Origin of the sequence: Amycolatopsis sp., from assembly GCF_035546795.1 — a bacterium.
Lineage (GTDB): Bacteria > Actinomycetota > Actinomycetes > Mycobacteriales > Pseudonocardiaceae > Amycolatopsis_E.
Window position 1 is genome coordinate 26,620 of the sequence record NZ_DASZWC010000067.1, and the last position, 18,868, is coordinate 45,487.

21 protein-coding genes and 1 pseudogene are annotated in these 18,868 nt (G+C 70.0%); 10 read left to right on the plus strand and 12 right to left on the minus strand.

The window, feature by feature from the left end:
• The first annotated feature begins 46 nt into the window (after positions 1-46).
• From VHD82_RS33015 to VHD82_RS33025, 3 genes are all read left to right on the plus strand, one after another.
• Complete coding sequence (locus VHD82_RS33015) at positions 47-2,302, plus strand: xanthine dehydrogenase family protein molybdopterin-binding subunit (RefSeq protein ID WP_325712807.1); 2,256 nt, start codon at positions 47-49, stop codon at positions 2,300-2,302.
• A 148-nt stretch (positions 2,303-2,450) separates the two neighbouring features.
• Complete coding sequence (locus VHD82_RS33020; protein ID WP_325712809.1) at positions 2,451-2,921, plus strand: (2Fe-2S)-binding protein; 471 nt, start codon at positions 2,451-2,453, stop codon at positions 2,919-2,921.
• On the plus strand, positions 2,918-3,730 hold the full coding sequence (locus tag VHD82_RS33025; protein ID WP_325712811.1) for a xanthine dehydrogenase family protein subunit M: 813 nt from the start codon (positions 2,918-2,920) through the stop codon (positions 3,728-3,730). The genes VHD82_RS33020 and VHD82_RS33025 overlap by 4 nt, the downstream gene beginning before the upstream one ends.
• 61 nt (positions 3,731-3,791) lie before the next feature.
• Here VHD82_RS33025 and VHD82_RS33030 read toward each other — a convergent pair whose 3' ends face one another.
• A complete protein-coding gene (locus VHD82_RS33030; RefSeq protein ID WP_325712813.1) occupies positions 3,792-4,349 on the minus strand; it encodes a YceI family protein in 558 nt (185 codons plus the stop codon).
• A gap of 142 nt (positions 4,350-4,491) precedes the next feature.
• Between VHD82_RS33030 and VHD82_RS33035 the strand changes: the two genes are divergently transcribed.
• Positions 4,492-4,893 carry a MarR family winged helix-turn-helix transcriptional regulator gene (locus tag VHD82_RS33035; protein ID WP_325712888.1) on the plus strand — a complete coding sequence of 134 codons (402 nt, stop codon included), beginning with the start codon at positions 4,492-4,494 and terminating at the stop codon, positions 4,891-4,893.
• A 75-nt stretch (positions 4,894-4,968) separates the two neighbouring features.
• On the opposite strand, the gene VHD82_RS33040 is transcribed toward VHD82_RS33035, so the two are convergent.
• Positions 4,969-5,691, minus strand: a complete 723-nt coding sequence (locus tag VHD82_RS33040) for a GAF and ANTAR domain-containing protein (RefSeq protein ID WP_325712815.1) — start codon at positions 5,689-5,691, stop codon at positions 4,969-4,971.
• Between the two features lie 115 nt (positions 5,692-5,806).
• On the opposite strand from VHD82_RS33040, the gene VHD82_RS33045 reads away from it, so the two are divergent.
• Positions 5,807-6,250 (plus strand): hypothetical protein, encoded by a 444-nt coding sequence (locus tag VHD82_RS33045; protein ID WP_325712817.1) that lies wholly within the window; start codon positions 5,807-5,809, stop codon positions 6,248-6,250.
• Here the strand turns inward: VHD82_RS33045 and VHD82_RS33050 are convergent.
• On the minus strand, positions 6,243-6,848 hold the full coding sequence (locus VHD82_RS33050) for a TetR/AcrR family transcriptional regulator (protein WP_325712819.1): 606 nt from the start codon (positions 6,846-6,848) through the stop codon (positions 6,243-6,245). The two genes, VHD82_RS33045 and VHD82_RS33050, sit on opposite strands and share 8 nt — an antisense overlap.
• 123 nt (positions 6,849-6,971) lie before the next feature.
• Between VHD82_RS33050 and VHD82_RS33055 the strand changes: the two genes are divergently transcribed.
• Positions 6,972-8,651, plus strand: coding sequence for an AMP-dependent synthetase/ligase (locus tag VHD82_RS33055; protein ID WP_325712821.1), 1,680 nt, complete (start codon positions 6,972-6,974; stop codon positions 8,649-8,651).
• Positions 8,652-8,692: 41 nt separating this feature from the next.
• On the opposite strand, the gene VHD82_RS33060 is transcribed toward VHD82_RS33055, so the two are convergent.
• A complete protein-coding gene (locus tag VHD82_RS33060; protein ID WP_325712823.1) occupies positions 8,693-9,592 on the minus strand; it encodes an oxygenase MpaB family protein in 900 nt (299 codons plus the stop codon).
• 52 nt (positions 9,593-9,644) lie between these two features.
• On the opposite strand from VHD82_RS33060, the gene VHD82_RS33065 reads away from it, so the two are divergent.
• Together VHD82_RS33065 and VHD82_RS33070 are read left to right on the plus strand one after the other, a co-directional pair.
• Positions 9,645-10,322: a GntR family transcriptional regulator gene (locus tag VHD82_RS33065; protein WP_325712825.1), complete on the plus strand. Its 678-nt coding sequence runs from the start codon at positions 9,645-9,647 to the stop codon at positions 10,320-10,322.
• Between the two features lie 251 nt (positions 10,323-10,573).
• The gene (locus tag VHD82_RS33070; protein WP_325712827.1) at positions 10,574-10,792 is read left to right on the plus strand and encodes a hypothetical protein; all 219 of its coding nucleotides are present in this window, start codon (positions 10,574-10,576) and stop codon (positions 10,790-10,792) included.
• Here VHD82_RS33070 and VHD82_RS33075 read toward each other — a convergent pair.
• The 5 genes from VHD82_RS33075 to VHD82_RS33095 form a co-directional block, all read right to left on the minus strand.
• Complete coding sequence (locus VHD82_RS33075; protein ID WP_325712831.1) at positions 10,789-11,601, minus strand: oxygenase MpaB family protein; 813 nt, start codon at positions 11,599-11,601, stop codon at positions 10,789-10,791. The two genes, VHD82_RS33070 and VHD82_RS33075, sit on opposite strands and share 4 nt — an antisense overlap.
• A gap of 7 nt (positions 11,602-11,608) precedes the next feature.
• Positions 11,609-13,078, minus strand: coding sequence for a CoA transferase (locus tag VHD82_RS33080; protein WP_325712833.1), 1,470 nt, complete (start codon positions 13,076-13,078; stop codon positions 11,609-11,611).
• Complete coding sequence (locus VHD82_RS33085) at positions 13,065-14,822, minus strand: acyclic terpene utilization AtuA family protein (protein WP_325712834.1); 1,758 nt, start codon at positions 14,820-14,822, stop codon at positions 13,065-13,067. The genes VHD82_RS33080 and VHD82_RS33085 overlap by 14 nt, the downstream gene beginning before the upstream one ends.
• A gap of 66 nt (positions 14,823-14,888) precedes the next feature.
• Entirely contained in the window at positions 14,889-15,515 is a 627-nt protein-coding gene (locus VHD82_RS33090) for a TetR/AcrR family transcriptional regulator (RefSeq protein ID WP_325712835.1), read from the minus strand.
• 38 nt (positions 15,516-15,553) lie between these two features.
• Complete coding sequence (locus VHD82_RS33095) at positions 15,554-16,174, minus strand: TetR/AcrR family transcriptional regulator (protein ID WP_325712837.1); 621 nt, start codon at positions 16,172-16,174, stop codon at positions 15,554-15,556.
• A gap of 133 nt (positions 16,175-16,307) precedes the next feature.
• Between VHD82_RS33095 and VHD82_RS33100 the strand changes: the two are divergent.
• A pseudogene (locus VHD82_RS33100) lies at positions 16,308-16,887 on the plus strand (oxygenase MpaB family protein); the annotation flags it as partial.
• A gap of 165 nt (positions 16,888-17,052) precedes the next feature.
• Here VHD82_RS33100 and VHD82_RS33105 read toward each other — a convergent pair.
• Positions 17,053-17,673, minus strand: a complete 621-nt coding sequence (locus VHD82_RS33105) for an L-threonylcarbamoyladenylate synthase (RefSeq protein WP_325712839.1) — start codon at positions 17,671-17,673, stop codon at positions 17,053-17,055.
• Between the two features lie 50 nt (positions 17,674-17,723).
• Entirely contained in the window at positions 17,724-17,900 is a 177-nt protein-coding gene (locus VHD82_RS33110; protein WP_325712841.1) for a hypothetical protein, read from the minus strand.
• 38 nt (positions 17,901-17,938) lie between these two features.
• On the opposite strand from VHD82_RS33110, the gene VHD82_RS33115 reads away from it, so the two are divergent.
• A complete protein-coding gene (locus VHD82_RS33115; protein ID WP_325712843.1) occupies positions 17,939-18,094 on the plus strand; it encodes a hypothetical protein in 156 nt (51 codons plus the stop codon).
• A gap of 40 nt (positions 18,095-18,134) precedes the next feature.
• On the opposite strand, the gene VHD82_RS33120 is transcribed toward VHD82_RS33115, so the two are convergent.
• Positions 18,135-18,854 carry an ANTAR domain-containing protein gene (locus VHD82_RS33120; RefSeq protein ID WP_325712845.1) on the minus strand — a complete coding sequence of 240 codons (720 nt, stop codon included), beginning with the start codon at positions 18,852-18,854 and terminating at the stop codon, positions 18,135-18,137.
• Positions 18,855-18,868: the final 14 nt, after the last annotated feature.

Sequence of the window (18,868 nt, forward strand, 5' to 3'; positions counted from 1 at the left end):
TTGGGCCAAGATCTTCCCGGGGGCAACCGGAGCAGGAGGGCCCAAGTTGAGCATCGTCGGTACCAGGGTGGTCCGGATAGAGGACAGGAAACTGATCACCACGGGCGGCACCTATGTCGAGGACCTGCGTGAGCCCGCACTGACCGGCGCCGTGCACGCGGTGTTCGTGCGCAGTCCGATCGCGCACGCGCGGATCGCCGCCATCGACACCACGGAGGCGCTGGCGGCGCCCGGTGTCGTGGCCGCCTACACCGCGGCCGATCTCGATCTGGCGCCGCGAAATTCCGGCCCGGTCGTCGAGCCCTGGCTCGCGGCCGACGTCGTGCGTTATGTGGGCGAGCCGGTCGCACTGGTGCTCACCGAGCAGCGGTACCAGCTCGCGGACGCGGCCGAACTGGTCGACGTGGACTACGACCCGCTCGACGCGGTGGCGAGTATCGACGCCGCGTTGTCCGATGAGACAAAGGTTTTCGCCGATCAGGACAGCAACGTCGTGCAGGTGCACGGCGGCGGGTTCGACGAGCACGCCTTCGACGGCTGTGAGGTCGTGGTCACCCAGCGGATCGTGAACCAGCGCGTCGCCCCCGCCCCGCTGGAAGTGCGCGGCGCCGCATGCGCCTGGGGCGAGGACGGCAGGCTGACAGTCTGGCTGTCCACCCAGAACGCGCAGATGGCCCGGGGCGCGATCGCCGGCGGCCTCGGCGTCGGGGAGGAGAAGGTCCGCGTCATCACGCCCGACGTCGGCGGCGGTTTCGGTGCGAAGATCGGCTCGGACCCCGAGCCGGTCGTGCTCGGCTGGGCCGCGCAACGCGCCGGGCGGGCGATCCGGTGGACCGAGACCCGCAGCGAGAACCTGACGTCGATGACGCACGGCCGCGCGCAGCAGAACACGATCACCATCGGCGGCCGCCGCGACGGCACGGTCGAGGTGTTCCGCCTCGACGTGGTGCAGGACGGTGGGGCGTATCCGCGCGCGGCGTTCCTGCCGACGCTGACTGAGCTGATGGCCTCGGGCGTCTACCACTTCCCGAAGGTCGAGACGCGGAGCCGGGTCGTCGTCACCACCACGACCCCGATCGCCGCCTATCGCGGCGCGGGCAGGCCCGAGGCGACAGCGGCGGTCGAGCGTGCGATGGACCTGTTCGCCCGCGAGATCGGCATGGACCCGGGCGACGTGCGCCGGGCCAACTTCATCGAGCCCGGCGAATTCCCTTACACCACACCGACGGGCGCGAGCTACGACACCGGCGAGTACGCGCGGGCGCTGGACAAGGTGCTCGAAGCGGCGGGCTACGCCGAGTTGCGCGCCGAGCAGAAACGCCGCCGGGAAGCGGGGGAGCCGGTCGCGCTCGGCCTCGGCATCGCCAGCTACGTCGAGATCACCGGCGGCGACGCGAGCGGTGAGAGTGGCCGGGTGGACATCAACCCCGACGGCACGGTCACCGCGTACACCGGCAGCTCCCCGCACGGTCAGGGCCTGGACACGTCGCTGGCGATGCTGCTGTCGGACCAGCTCGGCATCCCGATGGAGCAGATCACCATCCGCCACGGCGACACCGACGAGGTGCCCAAGGCCGTGGGCACGTTCGGCTCGCGTTCCCTGCAGCTGGGCGGATCCGCGGTGCGTCAGGCCGCCGAGCAGGTGATCTCCCGGGCCCGCGAGATCGCGGCGGACCTGCTGGAGGCGTCGCCCGACGACCTGGAGCTCAACCTCGACGAGGGCGCGTGGCAGGTGCGCGGCGCCCCGGCCAGCGGCGCGGTCACCTGGGCCCAGCTTGCCGCACGTGCCGACGAAGGCGCGTTGTCGGCGGATGTCTGGTTCGGCGACGGCAGCCCGACCTTCCCCTTCGGCGCGCACCTCGCGGTCGTCGACGTGGACACCGAGACCGGGAAGGTCGTGGTGCGCCGGATCGTCGCGGCCGACGACGCCGGCCCGGTGATCAACCCGCTGGTGTTCCGCGGCCAGCGGCACGGCGGGCTCGGCCAGGGCATCGCGCAGGCGCTGCTGGAAGTGATGAGCTACGACGAGGACGGCAACCCGACCACGGCCACGCTCGCCGACTACTCGTTCGTCACGGCCACCGAGCTGCCGGACTTCGAGCTCGTCGAGATGGCCACGCCCACCACGCGGAACCTGTTGGGCGTCAAGGGAATCGGCGAAGCCGCCACCATCGGATCGACGCCCGCGGTGCACAACGCGGTGGTCGACGCGCTGTCGCATCTCGGCGTGCGGCACCTGGACATGCCGGCCACCCCGCTGCGGGTCTGGCAGGCGATCGAGGACCGGACGCAGCAGCCGTGAGGCACGAACGGGTGCGGGGAGGACCGATCGGGTGCGGGTGTCCCGCAAGATATCGAGGACCGGACGCAGCAGCCGTGAAGCACGAACGGGTGCGGGGAGGACCGATCGGGTGCGGGTGTCCCGCAAGATACATGGAGGCGAAGGCGCAGTGAAGGTCACCATCGAGATCAACGGCCGCACCGTTTCCGAGGAGGTGGAGGACCGCACGCTGCTGGTGCATTTCGTGCGCGAGAACGCCGGGCTCACCGGGACGAACATCGGCTGCGACACCACGTCCTGCGGTGCCTGCACGGTGCTGCTGGACGGCGAGTCGGTGAAATCATGCACGGTGCTGGCCGCGCAGGCCGACGGGCACGAGGTCACCACCGTGGAGGGACTGTCCGGAAAGGACGGTGAGCTGCACCCGGTGCAGCGCGCGTTCCGGGAACAGCACGGCCTGCAGTGCGGGTTCTGCACCCCGGGCATGATCATGGCCTCGGTGTCCCTGCTGGCGCACAATCCCCAGCCCAGCAGGGAAGAAGTGCGCACCGGCCTGGAGGGCAACCTCTGTCGGTGCACCGGCTACCACAACATCGTCAGCGCCGTGATGGACGCGTCGGGCCAGGAGGTGCAGCAGTGATCCCGGCCGGTTTCAGCTACCGCCGTGCGTCCACTGTGGACGAAGCGCTGGCGCTGCTCGGTGAGTACGGTGACGACGCGAAGCTGCTGGCAGGCGGGCATTCCCTGTTGCCGCTGATGAAGCTGCGGCTCGCCGCGCCCGAGGTGCTCGTCGACGTCGCGCCGATCGCGGACCTTCGGTACGTACGCGTCGAGGGCGACGTCGTGGCGATCGGCGCGTTGTCGCGGTACCACGACCTGCACCACGACAGCGTGCTCCGCGAGCACGCGCCGCTGCTGGCGCACGTGGCGGGCGAGGTGGGGGACCAGCAGGTCCGGCATCGCGGCACCATCGGCGGTTCGCTCGCGCACGCCGACGCGGCGGCGGATCTGCCTGCCGCCGTGCTGGCTTCGGACGGCGAACTCGTCGTGCGCGGACCCGGCGGCGAGCGCCGGATCCCGGCGGCGGAGTTCTTCCTGGGCCCGTTCACCACCCCGCTGGAGCCCGACGAGCTGCTCACCGAGATCCGGGTTCCGTTGCGCACCGGGGAAGGCTGGGGTTTCGAGAAGTTCACCCGCCGCGCGATCGACTGGGCCATCGTCGGGGTCGCCGTGGCCGGCGGTTCGGTCGGCCTGATCAACATGGCCGGCACGCCGATCCGGGCCACCGCCACCGAACAGGCGCTGGCGTCCGGCGCTTCCGTCGCCGAGGCGGGTGCGCTGGCGGCGGAAAACGCTTCCCCGGTCGACGAACCGCATGCGACGGCGGAGTACCGGTCGCATCTCGCCCGGGTGCTCACCACCCGGGCGCTGGCGGCCGCACGCGCCTGAACACAGGCGGGAGGTCACCCGGCGCGGGTCGCGCTGGGTGGCCTTCTCCGTGCCCGGGGTGTCAGGCGGTCTTGATCGCCGAGACCTCGAACTCCAGGGTCACCTTGTCGCTGACCAGCACGCCGCCGGTCTCCAGGGTGGCGTTCCAGGTGATGCCGTAGTCCTTGCGGTTGATCACCGTGGAGCCCTCGAAACCGATCCGGGTGTTGCCGAACGGGTCCTGCGCCGTGCCCTCGAACGTGAAGGGAATGGTGACCGGCTTCGTCACACCGCGGATGGTCAGGTCACCGCTGACGTCGAACTCGTTGTCCCCGGTCTGCTTGATCTCCGTGCTGGTGAAGGTGATCTCCGGGTACTCGTCCATCTGCAGGAAGTCGTTGCTGCGCAGGTGGGCGTCCCGGTCGGCGTTGCGGGTGTCGATGCTCGCCGCCTTGATGGTGACCGACGCGCTCGACTTCTCCGGGTTGTCCCCGTCGATCTCGGCCTTGCCGGTGAACTCGTTGAAGGCGCCGCGCACCTTGGTGACCATCGCGTGCCGGGCCACGAAACCGATCCGGGTGTGCGCCGGGTCGAGCTCGTAGGTGCCGGTGAGCTGGCCGTAGTTTGCCGGGGCAGTCATGGGAAAACCTCCTTGTGGCGGTTGATGCGTTCAGCGTAGCCAACTTAGGTGACGTGTCAACTATTCCCGTATACTCGATCGCGTGACGGAAACTCGCTGGCTGACCGACGCCGAACAACGGGCCTGGCGCGGCTATATCGCGATGCAGGCCCAACTGACCGCCGTGCTCAGCAGGCAGCTGCAGGCCGACTCCGAGCTGTCACATTCCGATTTCGCGGTCCTGGTGCAGCTGACGGACAACCCGGACGAGCGGGTCCGCATCTTCGAGCTGGCGCGCGCCCTGCAGTGGGAGAAGAGCAGGCTTTCCCACCACCTCGCGCGGATGCAGCGGCGGGGCCTCGTCGCACGCGAAGAATGTCCGTCCGATGCGCGTGGCGCGTTCATCGTGCTGACGCCGGAAGGGCGCCGGGCCATCGAAGACGCCGCCCCTCGGCACGTGGAAACGGTGCGCCGCCTGGTGTTCGACGCGCTCGCCCCGGACCAGGTCGAGGCCTTCGCCGAGATCTCCGAGTCAGTGCTGAAAAAACTCGCCGACGAGGGCTGATGAGTGTTTTGAAAGTGGTTCGCGGGCCGGCGCGAGGAACCGCTCACCCGTCGCCCACCACGACACCCAGGCGGCTCAGCCGGTTCGGCCGTGCGTGTTGGCCTCGTGGACCAGCCACTGCGCGATGTCGTGCAGTTTCCTGTTCGAGCGCTGGGAAGTCCGCACGAGCAGGCCGAAGGCCTGCTCGTCGGTGATCCGGTGCCGTTCCATCAGGATGCCCTTGGCCATCGAGATGGTGTCGCGCGTGGCCAGCGCGTTCCGGAGCTGCTCCTGGCGTCTCGAGCCGGCGAGCGCGATCGCCGCGTGTGCCGCGAAGAGGGTGCTGATGTTCTCGGCCTCCTCGTCGAAAGCGTCGAACTCGGTGGAGTAGAGGTTGAGTGCGCCGAGGTTGGCCGAGCTGGTGAACAGCCGGATGCCCAGCATCGAGCGGATACCCAGCCCCGCGGCGGCGCCGGCGAACTCGGGCCAGCGCGTGTCGGCGCCGATGTTCCCGGTGCGGTACACGGTGCCCTCGAAAACCGCGTCCACGCACGGGCCTTGCGAAAGGTCCTCCTGCAGCCGGTCCAGTTTCGCGACCACCTCACTGGTGGGCGCGACCGAGCGGACGCTGCCGCCTTCCAGCAGGGTCACCCCGGCGTTCTCGGTACCCGGCACGGTGGCGGCGACCGCCTGCACGATGTGTTCGAGGGTCGAGTCCACGTCGGGCTCGGGTTCGAGGGTGCGCACCACCGAGCCGAGCAGTTCGGCCAGCGCGGCGCTGTCCTCGTCCGGCCTGCCGGGTGCCATTCGCTCGGTCATGGAGTCCAGTGTCACCGAAAGGACCGGGGCCGCCAAATTATTCGTGTTTAGCCGGTGTGCTCGCGGGTAACTCGGATAACCGGCCGTTGAACAGCCAGCGGAGAGGGTCCCCACCATGACGGTCCAGTGGTCCTGCGGAGAGCAGATCGTATGGCGCCGGCTGCGCGATTTGCCCGACCTCGCGCGATTGCGCAACGCCCTGTGCGGACTGCTGTTCGACTGCACCTCCGAAGTGGTGGTCAGCGTGCTGCTGTTCCTGGACGAACTCTGCGCCGACGCCTTCGACGACGACTGCGGCCCGGTCACCGTCTGTCTCGTGCGGGCCACGGATCCGCACTATCTGAGGGTCGATGTGCGGGGCGACAGGCTGGTCCCGCCGAGCAGGCCCGGGTTCATGGACGGCGGGCGCAACGGCTCGGCGGGCTGGGGCGTCGACTACGACAGCGACGGGATGGGCGTTTGGGCCTACCTGACGCTTCCCGTGCCGGAGCCAGGCCGCTCGGCCCCGCCGTGGTCCCGGCTCGCGTTCTGCCTGCCGAAGAATCCCACGCTCAACTGACTTCCGGCGCGGCCAGCGCGGCGAAATGCTCGCCGAAGACGCGCTGCGCCCGGCGTCGCAGCTGAGCGCGGCCGGCCTCGTCGGAACCGGCGAGCAGCCCGGTGCCCGCGACCAGCGTGCCCAGCACGTTGATCTCGTGGTGGACGTCGAGCCCGGCCGGCAGCTCCCCGTCCTCGACGGCTTCGGCGAGATGCCGGGCCACCTGACCGGACCACTCCCGGTAGCCCTCGGCGAAGCCGCCTTCGCGGACCTGCCCCGGATCCTGTGACCAGAACGCCAGCCACACCTGCCAGCACCGGAACCGCACGTCGTCGAGTGGCAGCAGGGCGAGGGTGGCGTGCCGGGCCGCGGCCATACCGCGTTTCGCGCCGACGGCCCGCACCACGCGCTCGGTCGCGACGGCGCCGTTGTGCCGCAGGACCGCGGCCATCAGTTCCGCCTTGTCCTCGAAGTAATGCGTCACCGAGCCGGTGGTGACCCCGGCCTCCGCGGCGACCGCGCGCAGTGTGGTCGCCGCCGGGCCGAGCCGCGCCACCAGCCGCCACGCGGCGTCGACGAGCTGGTCCCTGGACTGCGGATCCCGCACCCGACGCGCCATCAGTGCCTCACAGTGTGTGTTGGGAACGCCTTCCTGCGCACCTTTTGCATCGTAACCCTTGTTGCGTAACGCATGATACGTAACACTCGTTATGCCGAGCGGAGTCGAGCGGAGGAGTTGAGCATGGACCTCGCACAGGAGTGTGCGGCCGAGGCCGCCGAGCTGACGGTGCCCGGACTGCTGCGGCGCAACGCCGAGACATACCCGGACCATCCGGCGCTCACAGCCGGCGAGGAAACGCTTACCTGGGCGGAGCTGCGGACGAGTGCCGCGGAGGTCGCCCGCGGGCTGGGCGCGCTGGGGATCGCGCCGGGGCAACGGCTGCTGATCATGATGACCAGCCGGTTCGAGCACTGGATCGCCGATCTCGCCGCCGCGCACGTCCGGGCGATCTCGTGCACCGCCTACCACACCCTAAGCCCGGACCAGATCACTTACGTCGCAACACATTCCGGTGCGACGGTGGTCGTGCTCGAAGGGGCGGACGAGCTCGCGAGATGGGCGCCGGCGCTGGCCGCGTCGAGCACCATCCGGCATGTCGTCGTGGTGGACGACGTACCGCTGCCCGACGATCCACGGTTCGTGCGGTGGCCGGAGCTGCGCGCGCGGGGTGCCCGGTTGCACCGGCAGGATCCGGCCGTGGTGGAGAAGCTGACCGACGATGTCGTCGCCACCGAGCCGGTGGCGATGATGTATACCTCGGGCACCACCGGTGACCCGAAAGCCGTGGTGCTGAGCCATTACAACGTGCTGTACGAGGCCGTCTCGCTCAACCGCGTGGCGCCGATGGACCTGCACGCGCCGACGATCGCGTACCTGCCGCTCGCGCACGTCGCCGAGCGGGAGCTGGCGATCTACCGCGCGCTGTACCAGGCCTCGCACGTGTTCATCTGCGCGGACCCGGGGCAGATCGTGTCCACTTTGGCCAGTGTGCGGCCGCCGTCGTTCTTCGGCGTGCCCAGGGTGTGGGAGAAAATCGCGAGCGCGCTGCGTTCGGTGGCCGACGGCGCCGCGGGGCTCGTCTCACAGCTCGGGCTGGACGCGCTGAACTGGCCGGCGAGTGGGTCCGCGCCGCTGCCGGGTCCGGTGCGGGAATTCCTCGGCGGGCTGGGAATCGAGGTGCTGGAAGTGTGGGGGATGAGCGAGACCACGGGCTGCGCCACCGCGAACACGCCGGGCGCCGCGAAGGCCGGCACCGTCGGGAAGCCGCTGCCCGGGGTCGAGGTCCGGATCGCCGAGGACGGGGAAATCCTGGTGCGCGGGCCGATCGTGTTCCTCGGCTATCTGCAGCCGGACGGCACGGTGCGCGACGACACCGACGACGAGGGCTGGCTCGCCACCGGTGACATCGGGGCGCTCGACGAGGACGGGTTCCTCACGATCACCGACCGCAAGAAGGAACTGATCATCACCTCCAGCGGGAAGAACGTGGCGCCGACGAAGATCGAGGGGCTGCTGCGGGCGCATCCGCTGGTGGGTTACGCGATCGCGCTCGGGGACCAGCGGCCGTACCTCACCGCGCTCGTGACGCTGGACGAGGAGACGGCGCCCGCGTGGGCCGCGGCGCGGGGAATCACGGGCACCCTGACTTACCTGGCCGGCCACCCGGCCGTGCGCGCGGAGCTCGACGCGCTCATCGAGGAGGTGAACGGGCAGCTGGCCCGCGCCGAGCAGATCAAGCGATACGCCGTGCTGCCCGAGCCGTGGACCGCGGAGTCCGGCGAGCTCACCCCGACGTTGAAACTCCGTCGCCGCATCATCCGCGACCGCTTCGCGCCGGACATCACCTCGCTGTACTCCTGACGCGGACTCCCGTGCGGCCCTGCGCCGCACGGGAGTCCGCGTCAGGCGGTGGGTGTGCGGGGGCGGCGCAGATGGGCCGGATCGATGTCCTTCGGGGGCTCCGGGGCGCCGATGTCGGCCGGGGTCTTGGCGTTCGGATAATCCGGGTGGCTCTTGGCGGAGCCTGGACGCAGGAGCTTCGAGCGACGGCGGCGGGGCAGCGGACGTTCCAGCACGGCGCGGGCGCGCAACGCCCCGCGCACGAGCCGCCCGACCCACGCGGGCGCGGGGTCGAAGCCGAAGGCGGCCAGCATGAGCGGGTCGAGCAGACTCTTCGCGCCGGTGGAAACGGCGCCCCGCAAGGGGCCAGGATACCACGACGCGAACAGGTTCAGGGTGTACGTGCCGATCTCGTGATTGGTGTCCGAGTACACGAAATGCTCGCGCTCGTAGGCGTCCTTGAACCGGCGGAACTCCGCGAAACCGGCCGGGATCTCCTTGATCCCCATCCGGCGGCCGACTTCGAAGAAATAGTGATACGCCGCCTGCCGCTCGTGTTCGTGCAGCCGGCGCCAGCCGTACCGGTCGATCCACTCGATGGGGTCGAACACGAACGTCGAGAGCACGTACAGCATGTCGTCGTTGCTGATGCGGTAACGGCCGTGCATCCGGTTCACCACACTGAGCGCCTCGCGTCCGCGCGGTGAGTCGTAGCCGTGTTCGGCGAGCTCCGCCATCAGCAGCGCCGTGTCGTCGTAGCGCCGCTGCGGCCGCTCGGCGAACTCCCGCGTCGCCGAGAGCAGGTTCGAGATGCTCGGCACGCAGTAAGTCCGGAACAGCGCGAATTCCAGCGCCCGCTGGTAATCCCACGGGAACTCGTACCCGATGGAGATCCGGTAGATCTCCTGGTGGTCGGTGACGGGATCGAGCCGCTCGATGCGGCGGAGCCAGTAGCCGGACATCGACACCTCCGGGATCGGTCTAATATCTTATATCGAATAGAGGGAGGACGGTATGTCGCGAACCGCGGGACTACCCCGGCGGCCCCAGCTGGCCGACGAGGTCGCCGCGCACCTGCGCAACCTGATCATGTCCGGTGAGGTGCGGCCAGGGGAGTTCCTCCGCCTCGACCAGGTCGCGGCCGAACTCGGCGTGAGCGTCACCCCGGTGCGCGAGGCGCTGGCCGTGCTGCGCGGCGAGGACATGGTGGAATTGGAGCCACACCGTGGTTTCGTGGTCGCGCCACTGTCCCGTTTGGACGTCGAGGACATGTTCGGGCTGCAGGCGGACCTGGCCACCACACTGTTCGGCCGGGCGGCCGAGCACCTGGCCGCCGACGACCTGGACGAGCTGGAGCGGATGAACGAAGAGCTCGCCGAGGCGGCGAACCGGCCGGACCCGGCGGAGCTGGAAAGGCTTGAGTACGACTTCCACCGCGCCATCAACCGGGCCGCGCACTCGCGCAAGCTTTCGTGGTTCCTGCGCAGCGCGACGGTCTATCTGCCGCGGCATTTCTACTCCTCGGACGCCGAATGGCGTGACCTCACCGTCAGCGCGCACCGGAAGATCCTGCGCGCGCTGCGCAAGGGTGACACGGCGGCCGGCGGCGTGGAAATGCACCGCCACGTCACGGAAAGCGGCGCGCGCCTGATCGCGCATCTGGAGAAGACCGGGCTCTGGCGCGAGGACTGATCCCGCCGCCGGCCGTCCCGTGCGCCCGCACGGCCGAGCGCTCGCCTGCGCACGGGGCGGGGAAGGGCCGTGGCAGCACTGCGTCACCGACATCACCGGCAGATCATATATGTGATATCCAGTCAGATCCAGGGTACGCGGCGGCGATCTCGACCTACGACTATCACAGCCCGAACGCGAACCTGGACGAGATCGTCGCGCATTCGACGGACAAGTTCGCCGCGGACTACCGCAACGCCTCGGCTTCGCTGTTGCAGCTGATCCAGCAGTACCAGGCCACGTCGCAGGGCTCTGTGCTCGACGCCGCCGTCACCGAGGCGGACGACCAGCACGCCGTCGTACTGGCGTTCGTCGACCAGAGCATCCGCAACACCAACCTGAAAGACCCGCGCATCGACCGTAGCCGGATGCGCCTTTCCCTAGTGCGGGCCAACGGCGAATGGCGTCTCGACGAGATCACGCTGCTCTAGTCCGCAGGCGCGTGGCGGGCGCGGTACCAGATGTTCAGCCAGGCGAGGAAGCGGAAGTGCGCGTTGCGCAGGGACGCCGGGACCGGGGCGGCCAGCGTGCGCACGACGGTGCGTAAACGGTCGAAGCGTCGTTGCTGCGCGTCCGTCCACTGTAGACCGAGCCGGTCGCGGAACGCCGGCGGGAGCGTGGCCGACAGCAGGAAGAGTTGCAGGCCCCGTAAGGAAGACCAGAACGGGACCGGGAACGGCGGGCGCACGGTGCCGATCGTCTCGACCAGTTCGTCGATCGTGCCGTTGGGGCCGAACGAAGCCACCATCTCGTCGTAGTACCGGCAGAACTCGCCCCACGACCCCGGCAGGTACCGGTCCCCGATCCCCAGCAGCCTGCCCACTTCGGTCATCTGTGCGTAGTACTCCTCCAGTTCGGCCGCCGGGATCGGGCGCCCGAAGAACTCCTGCGCGTCCACCGCCAGCCGCACCAGCGTGGCGTGCACCCAGGCATACGCGTGCGGATCGAGGCCCGAGTACCGCCGCCCGTCGTCCCGGACACCGGTGAACTCCCGGTGCAGCGCCCGCAGGCGCCCGGCCTCGTACGCCGCGCCCTCCGCCCCGCCATAGACGTAAATCGACAAAGAAGCGCCAGTGCGCATCAGGCGTGTCCACGGGTTCGCCACGTAGTCCGAATGGTCCCGCACCCCGGCGGCCACCACCGGATGCGCCACCTGCAGCGTGAGCACCTGGGCGGCCAGCAGGCCGGTCCGGAAATCCCCGAAGTACCGCCAGGCCGGGCTGCCCCGTTCGAGAGTCACGCCGGCCTCACCACTCGGGACGGGAGGACCCCCGCGGCGCGAGGACGAACGGGTACTCGCCCGGGGTGGCGGACATCCGCACCTGGTCGGTCACCCCCTGGTAGTGCCCGAGCGGGGTGTCCGCGGTGAAGGTCTCGGGGTCACGGTAGGCGTGTTCCTCGCCGCGGCCGGCCGTTTCGGTGGCGTAGTCCTTGTCGAACACGCCCATGCTCAGGATCCACAGCGCCGCGCGGGTCAGCGACACGTGCACCTTGTAACTGCCGCCGTGCACCGCCCGCCGGGCCAGCGCCTCGACGATCCCGGCTGTCAGCAGCCACGAGACGATGTAGTCGTTGACCACGAGGATCGGCGGCAGCGCCGGCCGCTCCCCGTCGCCTTCCAGGTGCATCATGCCGACGAGGCTGCCCGCGGTCTGGTCGAAGCCGACGCGCCCGGCCCACGGCCCGGTCTCCCCGTTCAGCGACGCCGTCGCGTACACGATGCCCGGCCGCGCCGCCGCCGCTTCCTCGGACGAGAACCCGATGCGGCTGAGGTACCCGGGCCTGCGGTTGGCGTAGAACACGTCCGCGCCCGCCAGCAGCGAGGCCACCCGCTCCTGGTGCCGGTACGGGTCGACGGTGGCCGAGCGGACCCCGACGTTCGCCGTGATGTAGGTGACGTCGTGCTCGATTTCGTTGGGGCGCCACAGGTTCAGCACGTCCGCCCCGTGCAGGGCGAGCGCGCGGCCGACGCCGGCCCCGGCGATCACGTGCCCCATGCCCAGCGCCCGGACCCCGGTCAGCGGCTGCGCCACCCCGCCGGGCAGCGGTTCCGGCTCCGAGTCACCGATCCTGGTCACCTCGATCAGCGGCAGCCCCGCCAGGGTCTCGCGGTAGTGCTCCTCGGCCAGCAGCTCTTCGGCCGTGCGCAGCATCGGCAGCACCGCGCCCGCCTCGGCCGCCGCATGTTCGAGGTCGAGCCCCTTCCACCGGGCGATCGCCGCCGTGACGGACTCGGTGGAATCGGGGACACCGAGCAGTTTCTGCGCCGCGACCTTGATCTTCGGATACGGGTTGAGCGGCATCACCCATCTGTCGTCGGCGGTGCGGTAGAACCGGAAACCCAGCGCCTGACTGGGATTCGAGGGGGAGCCGGCCGGATATCCGTTCAGCAGCTCCCATTTCCGGTCGTAGAACGGGCACAACCGGTGCGGCGCCACACGCAGGTCCACCGCGATGTCCTGGCCCTCGCCGCCGCGCAGCCGCCACAGTTTCGCGATCGCGGCGGACTTCGCGGCCAGCGCGATCGCCGCCGCGCCGCCGAGGCGCAGCGTGCTGGGCACGACGGGATCGGCGCCGGTGAACGTGACCGCGCCGCCGGTGTCCGCCGGGCTCATCCCGATCCCGCCGAGCACCTCGGCGAACTCGGCATCCGGATCGAACCCGTCGTGCGTGAGCGGGTTCGCGACCGCCTTGGCGATCCGGTCAGTCAGTGCCATCGAGCAGCTCCTGTGGGACGGCGACGTGCTTGGCGCGCAGGTATTCGCCCACCGCCTTGCCCACCTGGTCCACCCGCAGGTTCGACGACCCGCCGGTGCCCAGCAGGCCCCGCAGCACGAAATGCACCGCACGCAGCGCGGGGAACTCGTGCCGGACGATCTCGGCGTCCTTGACTTCCGGCAGCAGCCTGCGGATCTCGATTGTGGACAGTGTGTCGCGCAGCCACGGCCAGGCCCGCTCGTCGGGCACCCACACGCCGACGTTGGAATTGCCGCCCTTGTCGCCACTGCGGGCGTAGGCCACGGTGCCCAGCGGCACCAGCCGGGTGCCGGCGGGCGCCGGGGCCGCACGCGGTTCGGGATGCACCGGCTGCGGTGCGGTGGCGGTTTCGGCCGGTGGCTCGATGTCCAGTGCGCGCCCGTCACCGAGGACCGTCCGGTGCCCGGCCGCGGACATCGGCAGCAGGGCCGGCCAGTAGTCGATGCGCGGCCTCGGGGTGGCCTTCAAGGTGCCGCCGCCGTCGTGGAAAAAGCCCGGAATGCTCTGCAGGTAAAGGCTGCCGAGCCGCTGCGCCAGGTCGAACGCCACCAGCGGCTCGCGTTCGGCCGCCGCCGCCATCACCCGCACCGGGACGGTCGCCGCCCATTGCGTCTCGGGGTCGGTCGCCGCGGTGCCGAGGCAGGTGATGTCCAGCTCGACACCCTCGGGCAGATCCTTGCCGATCTGCGCGCGCAGCAGGGCGACCTTCGCGTCCACGTCGGGCGCCGTGGCGTACACCGTGTTGACGACCGTGTAGCCGAGCTGCCCGAACACCGCGACCTTCGTGGTCGGGGGAGGCGGCGAACCCGTGACGCCGGACAGCTCGACCCTGTCCTTGCCCGCCGCCGCGAGCCGCAGGGTGTCCAGGTGCACGGTCACGTCGGGGTTCAGGTAGCGGGGGCCCTGGATTTCGTAGACCAGCTGGGCGGTGACGGTGTCCACGGTGACCTCGCCGCCGTCCCGCGCGTGCTTGGTGATCACGCTGCCGCCGTCCGCGGCGATTTCCGCGATCGGGAACCCCGGGGTGAGCATGTTCGCGATCCGCGTGAACCCGGAGAAGTTGCCGCCCACCGCCTGCGGGCCGCATTCGATGATGTGCCCGGCGGCGACGGCTCCGGCGAGGGCGTCCCAGTCGTCCCGGCGCCAGCCGTGCCACCAAGCGGCAGGGCCGGCTGTCAGCGACGCGTCGGTGACCCGGCCGCAGATCACGATGTCGGCGCCCTCGGCGAGCGCCGCCGCGATACCCCACCCGCCGAGGTAGGCGTTGGCGGCCATCGGCACGATTCCCCAGGACGAAAGCGGCAGCCCGGTGTCCAGGTTCTCCAGTCGGTGCCCCGCTTCGGCGTACTCGTCGAGCCGGGACACGACGTTGTCACCCTCGACGTGCGCCACGTGCAGCTCCGGCGCCAGCTCGCGCAGCGCGGCGGCGAGCCCGGCCGGGTGGAAGCCGCCCGCGTTCGTCACCACCTTGATGCCCCGTTTGCCGATGGCGTCCAGGTGCGGGGCGATCTGGTCGAGGAAGTACTCGACGTAACCGCGGGAGGGATCCTTGCGGTAGCGGGCGGCGAGCGCGGCGAGGGTGATTTCGGCGAGGTAGTCCCCGGCCAGCACGTCCACCGGATCCCCGGCCATCGCCTCGTCGAGCGCGGTGTAGCGGTCTCCGAGGTAACCGGAGAAATTCGCGATGCGGATCGGTCGGGCCATCGTCGGCACCTCCTCGTGGCGGAAGCCTACTAAACGATCGCTAAGTACAGAACCCGTTGTGACGACTCAGTTTTTGCGCGGTCTCTTCGTGGTGCCGACGGTCGAGAGCGCGATCTCGACGTATTTCGCCGCCAGTTTCTCCGGCCGCAGCGGGCCGTCTTCGCGGTACCAGGTGGCCACCGACTGGCACATGCCCAGCAACGCGCGGCCGGTCTCGGCCACGTCGGCCACCTGGAAGACTTTGTCCCGGACGCCGTCGGCGATGATGCCGGTGAGCAGGCGTTCGATCTTCTTGCGGGTGGCCGCGTAATGCTTGCGGTTGGCAGGCAGCAGGTAGCGCAGCTCCGAGTCCAGCGCCGCCATCCGCACCCGGTGCGTCATGTGCAGCACCACGGCCTCGATCACGTTGGCGAGGCGCTGCTCGGGCCGTTCGCCGCCCTCTTCGGCGGCCGCGAACGCCCGGCTCGCCACGTCGTTGGTCGCGGTCTCCAGTAGCGTGACGAGGATGGCTTCCTTGTTCTCGTAGTAGTAGTACAGCGCGGGCACGGTGACCCCCACCCGCCGGGCGATGTCGCGGACCGCGGTGCCGTGGAAACCCTGCTCGTAGAAGGCGTCCAGCGCGTGGGTCAGGATCGGGGACAGCGCGAGCGGCTCGTAGCTGCGCCAGTCGTGGCCGGTCGTCTCGGTCGCCATCGGCCCAAGGTACACCTTTACTGAGCGATCGCTAAAGCTCACGCCAGCGCCGAGACCTGTACGAAGATGTCCGTGCACTGCTCCACCAGGCCGTCTTCGGCCACCTCGAGGGTGCCGTCCAGCCAGGACGTGAGCGCCTGCGCCAGCCCGCCGACCAGCACCTGCGAGAGCAGTTCCAGCCGTGGCCCGGGGTCGACCCGCAGGAACTCGCTCGCCTGCAGCCCGAGCAGGTGGACGAACCAGCGGGTGGACTCGACGCGGCGCGCGGCGAGCACGGTGGCGCTGAGCGCGGGGGAGAACAGCAGCCGCCCGCGCCGCGGGTCCTCGGCGATCCGGCGGACCAGATTTCCCAGGCCCGCACGGGTTTTCGCGCGCGCGTCGGCCGGGGCGGCGCGGACGGCTTCGAGTGTGGTGGCGGCGATCTCGGTGATCACGTGGTCGTACACCGCGATCGCCAGCGCGTCGCGGTCGGCGAAGTTCTCGTAGAAGTACCGCGCGGCCAGGTTCGCCTCCCGGCAGACGCCGCGCACGGTGAGCTCCTGCGGTCCGTCCGGCGAGCCGAGCAGGCGCAGGCCGGCTTCGATCAGCTGGGCGCGGCGCCCGGCCTGCCGGTCCTCGCCCGCGACGCCTCCGTACGTGCGCAGCGGTGTCGTTTCCATACCGGCCATCTTGACATCCGCGGCGCTCCGGCACAGCATATCTGCTAACGGGTGTGTTCAGATTGGAGCCGCGATGCGAAGCGACGACCTGATGCTCGGGGCCGGCCTGCTCGCCGGGCCGGCGAACGTGATCATGCAGCTGGGCCACCCGGCCGTCGGCTACGGCGTCTACGAGAGCAGGGTGGAAAACGGGCGGCTGTTCGACCACCCGGTGAAGCGGACCCGCACCACGCTGACCTACCTCGCGGTCGCCACGATGGGCACCGATGAAGAGCGCAAGGCCTATCGGCGGGCGGTGAGCAAACAGCACGCCCAGGTGCGCTCCACCGAGTCGAGCCCGGTGAAGTACAACGCGCTGGATCCCGCACTGCAGCTGTGGGTCGCCGCCTGTCTCTACCGCGGGGTCGAGGACATCTACCGGGTGTTCGCGGGCGGACTGGACCCGGACGTCGCGGAGGAGGCCTATCAGGCGTGTTCGCGGCTGGGCACCACGCTGCAGGTCCGCGAGGAGATGTGGCCCGCCGACCGCGCCGCCTTCGAGAAAATACTGGAACAGCGCGCTGGACCGGATCGCCATCGACGACACCATCCGGGCCCACCTGCTCGACATCACGAGGATGAAGTTCATGCCGCGGCCGGTCAGCGCGGCGATGGGCGGGTTCACCACGTTCGTCACCACCGGTTTCCTGCCGCCGCGGTTCCGCGAGGAGATGAAGCTGACGTGGTCACCGGGGCGCCAGCGCCGCTTCGACCGGCTGATGCGGCGGATCGGCGCGGTGGCGCTGCATTCGCCGCGGCCGTTGCGTGAATTCCCGTACAACGCCTACCTGTGGGACCTGCGCCGGCGGATCGCCGAGGGCAGGCCCCTGGTCTGACGCTCACTCGAAACGCGCGGGATCCCCGGCGCCGTAGCGGACGATTTCCGGTTCGCCATCGGAGAAATCGACCACGGTGGTCGGCTCGGTGCCACAGTCGCCGGAGTCGATCACGGCGTCGAGCACGTGGTCCAGCTCGTCCTTGATCTCCCAGCCCTGCGTCAGCGGCTCTTGCTGGTCCGGCAGCAGCAGGGTGCTCGACACCAGCGGCTCGCCCAGCTCCGCCAGCAACGCCTGCGCCACCACGTGGTCGGGGATGCGCACGCCGACGGTCTTCTTCTTCGGGTGCAGCAGCCGTCGCGGGACTTCCTTGGTGGCGGGCAGGATGAAGGTGTAGCTGCCCGGGGTGGCCGCCTTGATCGAGCGGAACACCGAGTTGTTGACCAGCACGAACTGGCCGAGCTGGGCGAAATCCCGGCACACCAGGGTGAAGTGGTGCTTCTCGTCGAGCTGGCGGATCGACTTGATCCGGTCGATGCCGTCCTTGTTGCCCAGCCGGCAGCCGAGTGCGAAACAGGAGTCGGTCGGGTAGGCGATCAGCCCGCCTTCGCGCACCAGCCCCACCACCTGGTCGATGGCGCGCTTTTGCGGGTTCTCCGGATGCACGTCGAAGTACTTGGCCATAGCCGCAGAGCTTAGGGTGGCCCGGCGGGGTATGCCGGGGCGCCTGCTGATCAGTCCGGCGGCCGTTCGCAGGCCGCGCGCACCGCGGCCGCCGCGGTTTCGGCGTCCACGCCGAGATCCCGCGCGAAAGTGGCGAACCGGGCGGCGGCCTCCTCCAGCACCGTGAGCCTGCCCGGCTGAATGGGCACCTCGGCGACGACCGTCCCGCGGGCCCTGCCCGTGCGCACCCAGCCGCCGTTCTCCAGCTCGCGGTCGACGCGCGATCGTGCCCGAGGCCAGGCCCGGATCGCCCGCGAGCTGCCGGATCGGCGGGAGCCGGGTACGGCTGCCCAGCACCCCGGTGACGGTCGGTGTGGTGATCTGGTCGTGCACCTGGCGCCATGGCGGCACGCCGGTCTCGGTGTCGACCGCGGCCCGCTGATCGATCCCGCCGTCTTGTATCAACGGCACGATACAAGTGGTCAGTGCGGGCCCTGGCCGTTCTCCTCGACGAGCTTGGCGGCGACCTCGCGGACCTTGGCGTTGTTCTGCTGGGAAAGCTTGCGCAACAACAGGAAGGACTCGTCCGGGCCGCACTGGTGCCAGGCCATCAGCAGCCCTTTCGCCTGCTCGATGGTGGCCCGCGCGACCAGTGCCTGCCGGAGGTTCGCCGCCTCCTCGTGCAGCGCCGCGCTCGCCATCCGTTCCCGCAGCGCGGCGATCGCCAGCAGCCCGGACATCCTCGGATCATCCGGCTCATTGCCGTGCAGGAACGGCTCCAGCGCGCTGACGTCTTCGGTGTGGTGCAGCACCCCGGCGAGCTTCCCGCCGGGATGGCGCACGGGGGAGTTGACCGGAACCCAGTAGCGCGCCACGAACTCCCCGTCGGCGTTCGCGAGGTCGTGGCGCTGCACGCGCATGTGGTGCCGTCGTTTGCGGGACATCACCCGCTCCAGCGAGCGCTCGATGTTGGTCACCCCGTCCGCGTCGGGACGGTCCGGGTTGTCCGGGAACGCGTCGAACAGGTGCATGCCCAGCAGGTCCCGCTGCGAGCGGCCGGTCACCGCGAGGTAGGCCGGGTTGACGGCCCGGATCCGGAGCCCGGTGTCCAACACCAGATAGGGCGATCCGGTCGCCTGGAACACCGCGTCGCGCTGGATCGTGCGAAACAGCGTGATGTCGGCACGACCTGGACCGCTCATCAGCAGAGCCTAGG